Annotated in this window: 14 protein-coding genes; 2 read left to right on the plus strand and 12 right to left on the minus strand. The window is 46.6% G+C overall.

Going from position 1 to position 14,521, the window contains the following annotated elements; genetic code table 11:
• Window positions 1–21: 21 nt before the first annotated feature.
• Window positions 22–417 carry a pyridoxamine 5'-phosphate oxidase family protein gene (locus ACGHCT_RS15185; protein WP_072853063.1) on the minus strand — a complete coding sequence of 132 codons (396 nt, stop codon included), beginning with the start codon at window positions 415–417 and terminating at the stop codon, window positions 22–24.
• Window positions 418–693: 276 nt separating this feature from the next.
• On the opposite strand from ACGHCT_RS15185, the gene ACGHCT_RS15190 reads away from it, so the two are divergent.
• Complete coding sequence (locus ACGHCT_RS15190; RefSeq protein WP_072853065.1) at window positions 694–1,569, plus strand: AraC family transcriptional regulator; 876 nt, start codon at window positions 694–696, stop codon at window positions 1,567–1,569.
• 70 nt (window positions 1,570–1,639) lie between these two features.
• Here the strand turns inward: ACGHCT_RS15190 and ACGHCT_RS15195 are convergent, their stop codons facing one another.
• From ACGHCT_RS15195 to ACGHCT_RS15245, 11 genes are all read right to left on the minus strand, one after another.
• Window positions 1,640–2,140: a flavodoxin domain-containing protein gene (locus tag ACGHCT_RS15195; protein WP_072853067.1), complete on the minus strand. Its 501-nt coding sequence runs from the start codon at window positions 2,138–2,140 to the stop codon at window positions 1,640–1,642.
• Window positions 2,137–2,592, minus strand: a complete 456-nt coding sequence (locus tag ACGHCT_RS15200; protein WP_072853068.1) for a MarR family winged helix-turn-helix transcriptional regulator — start codon at window positions 2,590–2,592, stop codon at window positions 2,137–2,139. Before ACGHCT_RS15200 ends, ACGHCT_RS15195 begins: the two co-directional genes overlap by 4 nt.
• Before the next feature lie 137 nt (window positions 2,593–2,729).
• On the minus strand, window positions 2,730–3,470 hold the full coding sequence (locus ACGHCT_RS15205) for a bifunctional 2-polyprenyl-6-hydroxyphenol methylase/3-demethylubiquinol 3-O-methyltransferase UbiG (RefSeq protein WP_072853070.1): 741 nt from the start codon (window positions 3,468–3,470) through the stop codon (window positions 2,730–2,732).
• The gene (gene ilvD, locus ACGHCT_RS15210) at window positions 3,467–5,125 is read right to left on the minus strand and encodes a dihydroxy-acid dehydratase (RefSeq protein ID WP_390436646.1); all 1,659 of its coding nucleotides are present in this window, start codon (window positions 5,123–5,125) and stop codon (window positions 3,467–3,469) included. Before ilvD ends, ACGHCT_RS15205 begins: the two co-directional genes overlap by 4 nt.
• A gap of 215 nt (window positions 5,126–5,340) precedes the next feature.
• Window positions 5,341–6,021 (minus strand): FadR/GntR family transcriptional regulator, encoded by a 681-nt coding sequence (locus ACGHCT_RS15215; RefSeq protein ID WP_072853074.1) that lies wholly within the window; start codon window positions 6,019–6,021, stop codon window positions 5,341–5,343.
• 79 nt (window positions 6,022–6,100) lie between these two features.
• The gene (locus ACGHCT_RS15220) at window positions 6,101–7,066 is read right to left on the minus strand and encodes a sugar ABC transporter substrate-binding protein (protein WP_390436647.1); all 966 of its coding nucleotides are present in this window, start codon (window positions 7,064–7,066) and stop codon (window positions 6,101–6,103) included.
• Complete coding sequence (locus ACGHCT_RS15225) at window positions 7,063–8,049, minus strand: ABC transporter permease (RefSeq protein ID WP_158641008.1); 987 nt, start codon at window positions 8,047–8,049, stop codon at window positions 7,063–7,065. Before ACGHCT_RS15225 ends, ACGHCT_RS15220 begins: the two co-directional genes overlap by 4 nt.
• A complete protein-coding gene (locus ACGHCT_RS15230; protein WP_390436649.1) occupies window positions 8,036–9,025 on the minus strand; it encodes an ABC transporter permease in 990 nt (329 codons plus the stop codon). Before ACGHCT_RS15230 ends, ACGHCT_RS15225 begins: the two co-directional genes overlap by 14 nt.
• A gap of 11 nt (window positions 9,026–9,036) precedes the next feature.
• Window positions 9,037–10,608 (minus strand): sugar ABC transporter ATP-binding protein, encoded by a 1,572-nt coding sequence (locus ACGHCT_RS15235; protein WP_390436651.1) that lies wholly within the window; start codon window positions 10,606–10,608, stop codon window positions 9,037–9,039.
• On the minus strand, window positions 10,605–11,906 hold the full coding sequence (locus ACGHCT_RS15240; protein WP_084067974.1) for a nucleobase:cation symporter-2 family protein: 1,302 nt from the start codon (window positions 11,904–11,906) through the stop codon (window positions 10,605–10,607). Before ACGHCT_RS15240 ends, ACGHCT_RS15235 begins: the two co-directional genes overlap by 4 nt.
• A 41-nt stretch (window positions 11,907–11,947) precedes the next feature.
• On the minus strand, window positions 11,948–13,114 hold the full coding sequence (locus ACGHCT_RS15245) for a uroporphyrinogen decarboxylase family protein (RefSeq protein ID WP_390436653.1): 1,167 nt from the start codon (window positions 13,112–13,114) through the stop codon (window positions 11,948–11,950).
• Between the two features lie 336 nt (window positions 13,115–13,450).
• Here ACGHCT_RS15245 and ACGHCT_RS15250 point away from each other — a divergent pair, with 336 nt between their 5' ends.
• The gene (locus ACGHCT_RS15250) at window positions 13,451–14,461 is read left to right on the plus strand and encodes a LacI family DNA-binding transcriptional regulator (protein WP_072853084.1); all 1,011 of its coding nucleotides are present in this window, start codon (window positions 13,451–13,453) and stop codon (window positions 14,459–14,461) included.
• The last annotated feature ends 60 nt before the right edge of the window (window positions 14,462–14,521 follow it).

Genomic DNA, 14,521 nt, shown 5'->3' on the forward strand with positions numbered 1-14,521 from the left:
TGGCATCCACTGTAATCACCTCTAGAATTCATAAGGAGGATTGCCGGAAAAATCGGCAATCACGCCGTGGGGATGGTCCAGATAAAATACGGTAAAAATCGGATTATCAGCAGTATTATACTGCCCTTTCACAATAGGATTTTCCATGCAGCCTTCCTTCACTTCCATATTATCTTCAAATACAGCGGTTCCGTGCAGACGAAGCCAGGCATAGGATGCGTCGGATATACTAATCTCCACTTCCGGGTTTTCCTGCATATCCTTATAAACCTCTTTCTGGTTATTCGTGCAGAACCAAAGCTTACCGTCTTTTTCAAAGCTGAACATAAACGGACGGCATTTTGCTTTCCCGTCTCTGCCCACGGTTGCCAGATACTGTACCGGATTCGCCTGTAAAAATTCTACTACTTTCCTCATTTCCTCTGCTTCCTTTCTTATTTACATACCGGGACACGCCTGAAAAGCTGCCCCGCAGATATTTTGAGTTTCCTACAACAGCTGCTGTTTATACAAGTATCATAAAGCCTTCAGTATCTTTTGAAAAGTACGCACTTTGAAGTGGGATAGGCACTTATAAGAGACATAGTATATAAAAGATACCATGTACCTGTCAGCGCAAAAATGCAAAAAGGCATTCTGGAGCAAATATCTCTTTAAGATTCGTGATAGAATACAGTTCAGGAGGTAACGATTATGTACGCATGGGAATCTATTCAAATTGCTGTAGATTATATTGAGGCACATTGTGGGGAGGAAATACGCATAGAGGATCTGGCATCCGCCTGTCATCTGTCTAAATTTTATTTTCAGCGGCTGTTTCAGCGGCTGACAGGAAAAAGCGTTATGGAGTATATCCGATTGCGGCGTCTGGCCAGATCGGTCAGAGTGCTGAGAGAAGAAACAAAAAAAAGTATCCTGGAGGTGGCAGTGGCATGCGGATTTCAGAGTCACAGCTCATTCTCCTCAGTTTTTAAGGAAGTGTATGGGATTACACCGGATGCTTACCGCAAAAGTGAGGTGCATCTGGACGTTTACCCTAAGCCGGATCTTTCTTTGAACCATACAATGGCAGATATTCAGGAACCTCTTGTTACGGATCAGATGGTTTTGGAGATCTCCCGGCGCCTGGTAGAGCAGGATATAGTATTCACCGGACAAAGCAAACTTGCCAAAGCAGAGGAACTCGGCCAGCCGAAAGTGAATATGCTCGCAGATCTGTGGGATACCGTGGCACGGGATCTCCCTGCTAATGCGATCGGGGCAGACATTTTAACCCTTTCCGATCGCCCGGGGTATTTTAACTACTTTGTAGGTATTGAGGATATCTGGGGCACAGGAGGCAGCGAGACCCGCACGATGCCGGCAGGCACATATATTGTATGCCGGTATACTGCGGAGACTTTCGAGCTGTTGGTAGACGAAGCTCTGTATAAGGCCAGCAGATATCTGTATGACGTATGGCTGCCCGCCCACAGCCTCATTCCTGAAAATATACTAATCCAAAAGTATTTCCGCCCATTTGAGAAAGACTGCTGCATTGAACTGTGGGCAAAGGTGAAAGATCTATAAAAGATCTATAGCAGAAAGGCCGGTTGCGCAGGCTATATTGCGCAACCGGCTTATTACAAATTCAAAGAACTCACTCCGAGCGTGCAAAATTCACCAGCGGCAGAATGAAGGTTTCATCGGAATGGTCGAAGGATGTCCCCAGAGCCCGGGCCATGAACAGATCCTGCTCTGTCTTATTTTCCTTTTTCAGCACTGACTTTTTGACCATTTTCAGCATCATCCTTTTTACAACCCCCAGCTGTTCCTGGCGGAATCCGCCCTCCAGATAAAAAAACGGAGTGTTCCCCAGTTTATTCTGCTCTTTTATCTCACGTATCAGCACGTCACTTTTCGGGGAAACCCCCACAGCAAACACAATAAAATCACACGGCATCACTTTTCTTATCTTCTCAAGCCCCATAATCATATTTCCCATAATCCAACCGCCGAAGATTACACCTTCATATTTTTTTAACTCTTGGGGAGAAATATGTTTTAACGGCTTAGCTTCACACCCCAGAGCAGCCCCTATCCATTCAGCATACTGCCTGGTAAACCCTGTCTCACTTTGATATACCACGATTCTGTTCATTCACGCATCTCCTTTAAATTACTGTCCAGCTTCATCATAGTTTTCACTGTCACCTTGAGTTCCTCCGAGTCTATGCCGCTGAACAGCTGCTCCATAAATTCCCGGCTTGGCTCAGCATATTTTTGGTCGAAGGCAATTCCTTTTTCAGAGATCATAACCCTCTGCTTTCTGCGATCCTCTGAATCGTGGAAAAGTTTGATATATCCTCCCTTTTCCAGTTTCAAAAGCATTTGCTTTACATTTTGATGTGAAGTGCCTATGGCTCCTGATAATTCACTAATAGCAGGCGGTTTGTCAAACAGTTTAATGCAGATCAGAAGAAAACATTGCTTCCAGCTGATTTCTTTAAAAAAACTATCTCCCTTTGTCTGCAGTCTATTGACAAATTCGTTCAGAAGTCCAACCAGAAAGTGCATGGAATCCATCCCGTCAAAATTCATAGTATTTAACATCCTTTATCCTCCAACACTCTGTAATATATTACCTATATAGGTAATATATTATCTTTTTATCGTTTTGTCAACCCTTTCCCCAAAGACAGCAGAAAGCCGGAAGACGATTTCTCCCGGCTCTTTTACAAAGCATATTGCTATCTCTTTTCTTCTTTTTCTGCCGACACCAAAAGCATCATGGGCCTTCGCATCTCATCTGCCATCCCCGGAAGTTCCAGCATATCTTCCGGGGGCATGGGCTCAACTATATGGCGGATGGTAAATCCGCAGTCCAGAAGGGTATTAAGGTAAGCAGTCAGTGTTCTGTGGTACTTGGTCACATGTTCTCCGAGAAAAACTGCATCCCTCTTTCCTTCGTAGTAATAGTTGTCAACCGGAAAGTGAAGAATCTCTCCATTGCCATCGTAGTACCAATCCTGGGTTCCATACGCCGTAAAGACGGGATGTTCCACTGAGAAGACTAAGCTGCCGCCCGGCGCAAGCCATTTCCATATATTTTCAGCAATTTCCTTAAAAGCTTCTATATAGTGAAAAGCAAGTGAACTAATCACTACATCAAAGCTGCTCTCTGTCAGCCTCAGTTCTTCCATCGGGCACTGCAGGTAGTCAATATCCAAATGTCCGGATTTTTCACGGGCCACCTCCAGCATCTTCTCCGAAATGTCTGTCCCCAGAACGTATCCCGCCCCGCAGGAAGACGCATAGATACAGTGCCATCCATATCCGCAGCCAAGGTCGAGCACTCTCTTCCCCCGCAAATCAGGAATCAGTTTTTTTAATTCCCGCCACTCTCCGGCTCCGTCCAGCCCCTGTACGGATCGATGCATTTTGCTGTACTTCTCAAAAAAGACCTTCTGGTCATATTTATTCTCTTTCATTCCAAAACCGCTCCTCTTCCGCCCGAAGTTACACTTTTTGCATATCTCTGCAGATATCCCCTCTTTAACTCTCTCTGTTTGGGTCTCCAGGCTGCTTTTCTTCTCTGAAGTTCTTCCTCTGTCACCAGCAGTTCTATCCGGTGCCCCGGAATATCTATCTCGATCAGGTCCCCCTCCTCAACCAGTGCAATGGCTCCTCCGGCTGCCGCCTCCGGGGAGACATGCCCGATAGCTGCCCCTCTGGTGGCTCCGGAAAATCTGCCGTCCGTAATCAACGCTACGCTGTCCCCCAGCCCGCTCCCCATAATAGCAGATGTGGGATTCAGCATTTCCCGCATACCCGGACCTCCCTTAGGACCTTCAAAACGTATTACTACGATATCTCCCTCTTTCATTGCCCCATTGTATATAGCTTCCAGCGCCTCCTCTTCCCTGTCATAGACTCTGGCCGGCCCTGTATGATGCATCATATTTTCTGCTACCGCTGATCGCTTCACCACACATCCTTCCGGAGCAAGATTTCCTTTCAGAACTGCAATCCCTCCCTGCCTGCTGTATGGCTTCTCAACACTTCGAATGATATCATAGTCTTGAACTACATGTCCCTGTATATTTTCACCTAAAGTTTTTCCGTTGCAGAACAGTGATTCCTCATGCAGCAGCTGCAGCTTATGAATCTCGTTCATCACCGCATAAATCCCTCCTGCTTCGTACAGGTCCTCTATATAATGTTCTCCTGCCGGTGCCAGATGGCAGAGATTAGGTGTTTTTTCCGAGATCTCATTGACCACATCCAAATCCAGAGACACATTGCATTCATAGGCAATGGCCGGAAGATGCAGTACACTGTTCGTGGAACATCCCAGTGCCATATCAATGGTCAGAGCATTGCAGAACGCTTCCCGGGTCATAATGTCTCTTGGGATTCTGTTATTTCTCACCATCTCCATAATCTGCATTCCTGTCTCCTTTGCCAGCCTCAGGCGCTCCGAGAATACAGCAGGCACCGTCCCATTCCCCTGCAGTGCCATGCCAAGAACCTCGGTAAGACAGTTCATGCTGTTGGCTGTAAACATACCGGAACAGGAACCACAGGTTGGACATGCAGCATGTTCGTAACCGCTCAGTGTATCCCGGTCAATCTTTCCGGTTTTAAACTGACTCACCGCCTCTGATACCGTAGAATAGCTAATCCTCCCCTTCCTCATCCTGCCTGCCAGCATAGGCCCTCCGCTTACAAAAACTGCAGGAATGTTTATCCTGGCTGCAGCCATAAGAAGTCCAGGTACATTTTTATCACAGTTAGGGACCATAACCAGCCCGTCAAACGGATGAGCAGCAGCCATTGCCTCTGTAGAGTCCGCGATCAGTTCCCTGGTGACAAGGGAATATTTCATACCCTCATGCCCCATGGCAATTCCGTCACAAACTGCAATAGCAGGAAATACAAAAGGTATCCCTCCAGCCTGCAGCACTCCCTGCCGGACTGCCTCTACAATTTTATCAATGTTCATGTGGCCGGGAACTATCTCATTGTAGGAGCTTACGATACCTATCAAAGGTTTACCCAGCTCCTTATCGGTAAGCCCCAGCGCATGCAGCAGTGCCCTCTGAGGCGCAGCGTTAATCCCCTGTGTAATTCTGTCACTTCTCATCCTAATTTCCTCCCTGCTCTCTGTTATTTGTTTATTTTATTATACGTTGTGTGTTGTCTGCTGTCAACGATATTGTCTGTTTTCTCTTTTCTGGAACCTCCCTAATCATCAGGTGAGAGAAAACCTGTACCGAGGGGGGTTGGCTTTAGGAGCTGAGAGGGAGAAAAAGACGCCGCCCGCAAGCCAACTTTCGCCTGCACTGCAACGTCTCATTTCTATTTTTCCAACCCCAGCTGCTCAATGGCATGCATAATATGAATCTTCATCGCATACCGGGCACCCTCTGCGTTCCTGTTTTTGATGAAGTTCATAAGCATTCTGTGATCAGAAATTGTATCCTCCACAGCCTCTTTTTTTGTCTCCGAAAGCACCACCCCTTTATCAATGGCCTTGTAAATAATCGGCATTAGCCGGTTCATGAATTCATTGTGTGATGCTCTTGCAATTGCTTTGTGGAATTCCTGCTCCACTTCTGTCCTGTCTTTTCCCTCCTGGATATAGCGCTCTATTTTTTCACCCATCGAAAGAATATTCTTCAATTCAGACTCTGTAGAACGCTTTGCGGCATAATATGCAGCTTCTGGTTCGAAAATCAGCCGCATCTCATACAGATCCTCAGCATCAACCTTTGCCACTGTCAGATTTGACAGATTCTCCATAGAAGGATCCGTGAAATCTTCCCGCACAAAGGTGCCCTTTCCTCTTTTTATCTCTACCACATTTCCTGCGGCAAGGATACGGATAGCCTCTCTTAGGGTTGTCCGGCTGATATTTAATTCCATGGAAAGCTCATTTTCATTGGGCAATTTATCCCCGGGACGGAATTTTTTATCTATTACAATCATTGATAAGAGAGTATCCGCAATACTGTCTGATAGTCTTTTTCCCCTGTCCATCTCTGCCTCCGGTGTTCTCTGGTTTTGTTAAGTATAACACGTTGGCACAAAGATTTCATCTGTTCCTCCCGGTCTTTTCTCATTTTCCTTCGATTCTTCTATGCTTTTTTAACATTTCTTCTACATTAGAAAGATCACAAAGCTCTGTCTCCATAACAATATCCTTTTCATAGTTCTGGCCGTCCATAATCTCCTTCGCCACAGCTACTGCCTCATATCCCAGTTCATAAGCCATAACGTCTATCGTCACCTGGATCTTCCCCTCCTTCAGAGCTTCCAGCGCAAATACCGCACAGTTCATCCCGCTGATATAGATTTCCCCCTTTTTCCCTGCTGTCTCCACTGCTTCCGATGCACCCACAGCCATGTCATCATTGCAGGCAATAATTCCTTTTATATCCGGGTGAGCCTGAAGGAGATTCTGCGTTACCACAAAGGCTTCATTGCGGATCCAGTTTGCCGTCTGAGACGCCGCAAGCTGAATCCCGGGAAATTCTTTTATGGCAGCTTTTGCCCCCTCTGTCTTATCCTGAGCGTTCTGCTGCCCGGCAGGGCCTTCCAGAATTATTACTTCTCCCTCCTGAATCATTTCACATAGTTTTTTTGCCACTGTATATTCAGCGTCAAAGTCCTGGATTCTGATAAAGCTGGCAACCTGTACATCCCCTGTGATCGGGGTAGCATAGTTAATCACAGGAATTCCCGCATCGTTCGCCAATTCGATTCCAGGCAGTATTCCCTTTGAGTCTGCGGGACTGATGCAGATTACATCATACTGGCTTCCCACAGCCTCCTCCAAAAGCTGCAGCTGCAGCTCATTGCTGTCCGCTTTTACAGGAGCCATAATATCAACATCCACCCCCAGCTCTCTGGACGCGTCCTCTGCACCGCTTTTTACTGCATACCAGTATGAGGTTGTCAGCCCTTTTAAGATCACAGCAGCTCTCTGCGGCCTTTGCGCCTCCTCACCGCTCCCTGCAATACCTTTTATTATCAGCACCACTGCCAGCACACAGCAGATTCCCCAGGAAAGACTGCGTTTCATAGGCTCCCCTCCCTTTTTATCCAGTTTTGCTTCTCCCGATATTCCAGGATAAGCCTGCTGAACTTATCCATAAATATAGAACATATAATTACTAGGCCGATCACCAGCTGCTGCCAGAGAGACGAGATTCCCAGAAGATTAATGCCATTTGTCAGGAAACTGAGAATCAGCACGCCCAGCAGAGTATGGTTTAAGTCTGCTTTTCCGCCGCTCATGGAAGCTCCTCCAATCAGAACTGCAGCAATCAGCTTTATGTTCCACCCCTCCGCTATGGTTGGATCAACCGCGTCCAGCTGGCCAATATACAAAAGTCCTGTTACCGCCGCCAGAAATCCATTCATAATATAGGCACAGATCATTGTCCTGTCGGCCATCACACCGCTGAATCTGGCCCCTTCCAGATTCAGTCCTATGGCATAGATATTTCTGCCCGGAACCGTATGGTAGAGTATAAAGCTATATATGCCATAGATAATTCCTGCCGCCAGCAGCAGATTGGAAATTCCTGCCGTCTCACCGCTGCTGAGCTCTCTTAAGGCTTTTGGAAACCCATAGGCGGTTGTTCCCATCATCAGAACATAGCAGAGTCCTTTCCCAATCCAATCCATTCCATAAGTAGCGATAAAGGCCGGAAGCTTTACTTTCGCTATGAGAAGGCCGTTGACAGCTCCCAGCAGACATCCTGCCAGAATGCCTGCTGCTATCCCGGCCGCCATTCCCTGGCTTTTAATCACCAAACCGGCGACACAGCTGGACAACGCCATATTCGCTCCAATCGACAGATCCAGCCCTTTTACCACTACGGAAATCGTCATTCCCATACTCAGAAGAAAAAGAAAAGGCACCTGCATGACCAGCACATTTCTAAGGTTTGACAAGGTCAGAAACCCTTCCGCCTCCCTGCCCAGGAACAGGATCACCGCCGCCAGAAGCAGCAGTTGGGGAAGATAAGCGGAGATAACTGTTTTTTTATTTACATTCACGAGCATCACTCTCTTTTCTGTTCTCTCGAAGCTGTATCTGCAAGACATCCACAACAATAACCGCCATTATAATCAGACCGATGACCAGGTAGTGAAACACCGATGACAGGCCCATAACGGTCAGTCCGTTTCTTATAACAGTGATTAAGAAAACCCCCACAGCAGTTCCCAGTACGCTTCCCTTTCCTCCGTCCAGGGAGGTTCCGCCTATGATTACCGCTGCTATCGCATCAAATTCGTACCCCGCTCCCCCTGAAGGCATGGCAACATTTGTCTTGGCCGCCAGAAGGATCCCGGCGGTTCCTGCACATAACCCGCTGAGGGTAAATACCAGCAGCTTTACTTTACCGGTTGGAATTCCTGTAATGCCCGCAATGCGCTCACTTTCTCCTATGGCATAGATATATCCTCCAAACCTGGTTTTATTCAGCAGGACATACATCAGCGCCAGTAAGGCGGCGGCCAGAAGGATAATAAAATATACGCCGAACACTTTGCCTGTTCCCAGAAACCGGAAGCCGCCGGGAAATCCGGCAATCCCATTGCCGTCGCTTAGAATCAGGGCAATCCCCTGGGCAATACTGTACATGGCAAATGTTGCAACCCAGAAGTTAGCCTGAAAATATACGATAAGAATCCCATTGATAAGACCAGCGCCCAGTCCTGCCGCCAATCCTGCGGCGGCAGCCAAAGCCGGATCCGCACCGCCTTTTATCAGCATTGCCGTGATTATCCCTCCTAGGGACATAACAGATCCCACAGAGATATCATTGCTGCCCAGCAGAATAGCCATGGTTGTCCCCATGGACGCTATCAGAAGAACGGCACAATTTTTCAAAACGTTTGAGATATTATATACCGTAAGAAAATCATCGGACAAAATGGAAAACAGCAGGAACACCATAATCGTCCCGGTAAGCGCCGAAGTGTTTTTCATCCCAAAATTCGTTTTGTATTTTACTCTTTTTTTCTCCATAAGCAACATCCTTATAATTCTGACGCTACAATCTTATTTGCAGTCAGCTCACTTCTTGCCAGTTCTTTGCAGATCTTGCCTTCTCTCATTACATAGACACGGTCGCTGAGCTGAAGTACCTCTGCCGGATCCGATGATACCAGGAGAATCCCTTTACCCTTCCCGGCAAGATCGAGAATCTGCTGGTAGATTTCTGCCCGTGCCGCCGCATCAATTCCTTTAGTAGGCTCATCAAAAATCAGTAAATCACTGTCTGTACAGAGCCATTTTGCCAACACCACTTTTTGCTGATTCCCGCCGCTTAGCTTTTCCGGAAGCCGTTGAATCCCCTGTGTATACATTACTTCCCCGGCAAAGGTCCGAGCCGTCTCCCTCTCCTTCTTTCTGCTCAGAATCCTTTTGGGAAAGAGTCTGGGCAGATCTGCCTGCACAATATTCTTTCCCACGTCCATTCCCATAATCAATCCCTGCTGTTTCCTTTCCTCCGGGAGAAATCCTATCCTTCCTGCAATGCTGGCGGAAGGGGATGGTCTCCCCGAAACCCGTTTTCCGAACAGATATATGTCTCCGCTCCGCAGCGCATCCGCGCCGAATATTGCTTTTACCAGTTCGCTTCTTCCGGCACCTACCATGCCGGTCAGAGCAACAATCTCTCCTTTTTTTACATAGAAGCTGCAGTCTCTGAATCTTCTCCCGTTCAGATTCACAGCGCGCAGGGCCTCCTGGGGAAGCGCACAGCTAACCTTTTTTACCCGCTGCACCTCTTTTCCGCTCATGGATTTCACCAGCTGTTCTTTTGTCACCTGCTTCATGGATTCCTCCAGACATACTTTTCCCTGGAATAATACGGTTATTCTGTCCCCTATCCGGAATAGCTCATCCAGCTTATGGGAGATATAAATTATGGCGCATCCCTGTTCCTTCAGCCTTCGAATCAGGCAAAACAGCCGGGCAACCTCGGCCTCTGTCAGACTGGAGGTAGGTTCATCCATGATTAAAATGTCTGCCCGCTTCCACACAGCTTTGGCGATCTCTACAATCTGCTGCTGGGCAATGCTCAAATTTTTCACGGTCTCCCCCGGATTTATCGCAAATCCCATTTCCTCCAGCACCTTGCGGCTCTCCTCCTCCATGCGTTTGGAATCTGTCCAGAACGGAAGGTTCTTTTTCATCCTCTCGTTTCCCATAAAGATATTCTGATACACGCTTCTTTCCTGAAAGAGGCTTAGTTCCTGATGAATCATTGCAATCCCTTCCCTAGCGGCATCTGCCGCACTGCGGATGCACACTTCTCTGTCTCCGATATATATCCTGCCCCTGTCACAGGCGGTAACTCCGGAGACTATATTCATCAGTGTGGATTTACCTGCTCCGTTGGCTCCCAGAAGTACCTGCACCTCTCCCGGATAAGCCCGGAATGTAACATCTTCAAGCACGGTTATTCCGGAATATTGTTTGTATATATGATTCATTTCCAATATGGCCTGGCATTCTTTCATATCATGCACCCCACTATTGCCATCCTGCTTCCAAGTGCAAATCCAGCCGGATACAGCAGCTTCTGCATCCGGCTTTCCATTCATTTCTTTTCTTTTTCCCTGTAGCCATTAAAAATCAGGTTTAAGACTACAGCAGTAATACAGCCTGTTATCACACCATCTTCCAGAAAAATACGAATATTAGGGCTGAAGGCAGCAAATGCCCCTGCGCTTTTCAGAAGTGTGGATCCAAGGCCCACACCAATAGAAAGAGCTGCAATCAATGAATTATCGCCTTTCGAGATATCCGCGCTCATCATGGTTTTGATCCCGCTGGCTGTAATGGTAGCAAAAACCACAATCCCCACTCCTCCCAGTACCGGTGAAGGGATCGATGCTACAATCGTAGCTATTTTGGGAAAGAATCCCAAAAGAATCAGGATAACGCCTCCAGCGGCTGTGGTAAAGCGGCTTTTTATCTTTGTCAGCGCAACAAGTCCTATATTCTGTGTGAAGGAAGTAAACACAAAGGAGTTGAAAATCCCTGAAAATATAACATTGATACCATTCGCTATGAAGCCTCTGGACATATCTTTTTCCGTTGTATCATGCTCTACAATTTCTCCGATGGCCAGATAAATCACAATAGACTCTGCCATGATTACCAGCATAACCACACTGAGCGATACAATAGGAGTAAGGGCAAATTTAGGCAGTCCAAAGTGGAAGGGCAGAGTTACACCGAACCAGGAGGCCTGGGATACGCCCGACAGATCCACTCTTCCCATTGCCAGAGCAGCCGCAAACCCTGCGCACAAAGCAATTAAAACAGCAATGTTTTTAACAAAGCCTGTACAGAATTTGTTTAAGACCACTATAACCGCCACAACGATAAGGGCCAACAGGAAATTTGTGGGATGTCCGTACAGCTCGGTATCCTTTGTCCCGGCAATCCAATTGACAGCTACCGGAATCAGAGTGAGTCCAACTACGCTGATGACGCAGCCCCGCACAATGTTGGGAAACAAAGGCATAAGCTTACTAAACACAGGGCCAATGACCAGACAGACTACACCAGCCGCGATCACGGCTCCGAATACGGTCTGAATATCATAGCTTGTAGCGATTGCTGTCAGGGCACCGGAAGCCATCAGTGTCATTCCCTGCATTACAGGCATCTTAAGTCCAACATATTTTCCGAATCCGATGCTCTGTACCAGGGTTGCAATCCCTGCGCACAGCAGGCTGGCATTGATCAGAAACGCAATCTCACCTGTAGAAAGCTTCAAAGCATTTCCCACAATCAAAGGCACTGAGACAGAGCTGAAATACAAGATTAACACATGCTGCAATCCTAAAACACTTAATTTTGATATAGGCAGTTTTTGATTAATTTCATCCATAGTATCTTCCTTCTTTCTCTCCGCTTGGCAAACGTAATGGGTTACTTTTCCTCCTTTTGGCCATAGGTCCCGTACTCTTTTGCTACACGGTACATGGCATTTACTTTTTCTCCGCTGATACCCGGCAGGATATTATGTATGGGCGCAAACACAAAACCTCCCCCCGGCTTCAAATCATCGATTCTCATACGCACTTCCGCCTCAACCTCATCTAAGGTTCCGAATGGAAGTACCTTCTGGGCATTGCACCCTCCGCCCCAGAAGGTAATCTTATCCCCCCACCGTTCTTTTAAAAATTTAGTGTCCATATCTTTTGCAGTAACCTGCACAGGATTCAGAATATCTACTCCGTTCTCAATAATGTCGTCCATAAACTGAACCACAGAGCCGCAGGAATGCAGAAATATCCTGGCATCTGTCCGCTTTTTGATGAAAGAATACAATTCTTTATGGTATGGCTGAAACAGCTCCCGATACGTCTCCGGCCGAATCATGGGGCCTGACTGAATCCCCAGATCATCGGCGCAGGCAATCACCGAGATATATTCCCCCACCTCGTCCAGCGCCCGGTCCAGCCATCTCATATACCAGTCCATAAGCCGTCTCGACAGTGCGTGGATGAATTCCTGGTCAGCGGCTATATCACAGTAATGACGCTCAAAACCGGTCAGCCAGGCTTCTACAGCCATAATCTGACAGCCATAGGGGGGATTTAAAACGATCGCCTTGTCTGTCTCCTCATAAATCTGTTTCACATTTTCTCTGAATCCGGCAAATCTTGTCTCCTCAACCGGATCCGGAAATTGAAAATTTTCCAGATCGTCCAAATCCGCCTCTTCCAGAGGATGTTGTATAAAGTCATACTGATAGGATGCAGGAACCTTTCTGTACCGAATCCCCCACTCATCCTCGTAAGAATTCGTCTCATCAATTCTCATACGATAGGAATCCGGCAGGCGTGTTGTCACTCCGCAGGTGTCAATGTTAAGCTTTTTCGACACTTGAGGGTTCAGTTTCACTGCCTGGGCACTGAAAGAAATAAATTCATAGGATTCCTGCGCTTCCCCCAGGTATCGGTTCAAATCCTTGGCAACCTCCAGATGCACCGTAGTAAACGGGGTACTGCCCAGGTCCAGCGGGATTCTGTCCGCCTCCTGATGTCTGAGGGTCCGGTTCACCCGTTCTCTTGAAGATAATTCTGCACTCATAATAACTAGCTCCTTTCTTAATATAACGTTTTATTTTAATAAACTATTTTAGGGGTTATATGAGTATTTTTATCCAATAATGAATGACTATTTATGTATTTTATGTTATATATTTCATTAAATATTGTTTAATTGATTTATTTTAAAACTATTTCTTTATATTTTTAAATATAACGTTTTACTTATTTCCTGTCAATCCTTAAGGCCTTTTTATTTGTCCTATCTTCCATTTTTGTGACTTATGCTTTATACTGTAGTTTAAAGTTAGTACTTTCTTCCAAATTATTGACCGATAAGATGAATTTATATTTGTATAAAAGAAAGGATATTCCCTATATGGTAACCTTAAAAGATGTGGCAAATACTTTGGGGCTTTCTGTATCCACAATCTCCAGAGTATTGAACGAACCCGGATTCGGATCCGAAAAGACCAGGGTTAAGGTTTTAAAAGCAATTGAGGAATTGGGATATACCCCCAATACCGTGGCACAAAGTATGATACGCGGAAAAACCAACCAGATTGCACTGGTAATCCCCGATGTATGCAACCCCTTTTATACCAGCATTGCCAGGGGAGTAGAGGATGTGTGCCTAAAAAATAAATATCGCCTCCTTCTGTGCAACACTGATGAAAATACAGCCAAGCAGAACGGATATCTGGACAGCATACGGGGGCATCTCTGCGATGGCTTTGTTATCTCTGTAGTCTCCGAAGAGGATACCAGTTTAAATAAGATCAATTATAACGACATTCCTTTTGTTATGATCAGCCGCAAATGTTCTTCCGTGGAAGCGGATTTTGTAGGTATCGATGACCACTATGGTGCCTACCGGGCAACTACCCATCTGATCCGCAGGGGGCACAGAAAAATTGCCACCATATGCGGAAAGCAGGACACCTATCCCGGTCGTATGCGCCTGAAAGGTTATCTGGATGCCCTGAAGGATCAAGGAATTGAAGAAAATGAATCCTATATTATCAACTGTGATTTCACGGTTGAATCCGCGCATCGGGCGGCCCATGAACTTCTACGGCTGGAGACGCCTCCAACCGCGATTTTTGTGGCTAATAATCTGATGACCCTGGGTTGTCTCACATATCTGAAGGAGCATAACATAAAAGTGCCTGAAGAAATCTCCGTGGTGGCCTTTTACGAACCGGACTGGGCCTCTATCTGTTATTCACCTCTTACTTGTGTGGATGTTTCAGCTTATGAGATGGGGACTATTGCAGCAGAACTGCTGTTTGAACGGCTGGAAGATGCGTCTTTCCCAAAGAAAGAAATTCTTTTGACGCCTGAATTGACGGTGCGGGAGTCTTGCGGCGGACCTGTTCCACGCGGATGATTCCGCAGCAATGATTAAAAAGTATTCGGCAAAACCAGGATCCTCAGAGGGGATCCTGGC

Source organism: Lactonifactor longoviformis, from assembly GCF_042848515.1.
Taxonomy (GTDB): domain Bacteria; phylum Bacillota; class Clostridia; order Lachnospirales; family Lachnospiraceae; genus Lactonifactor; species Lactonifactor longoviformis.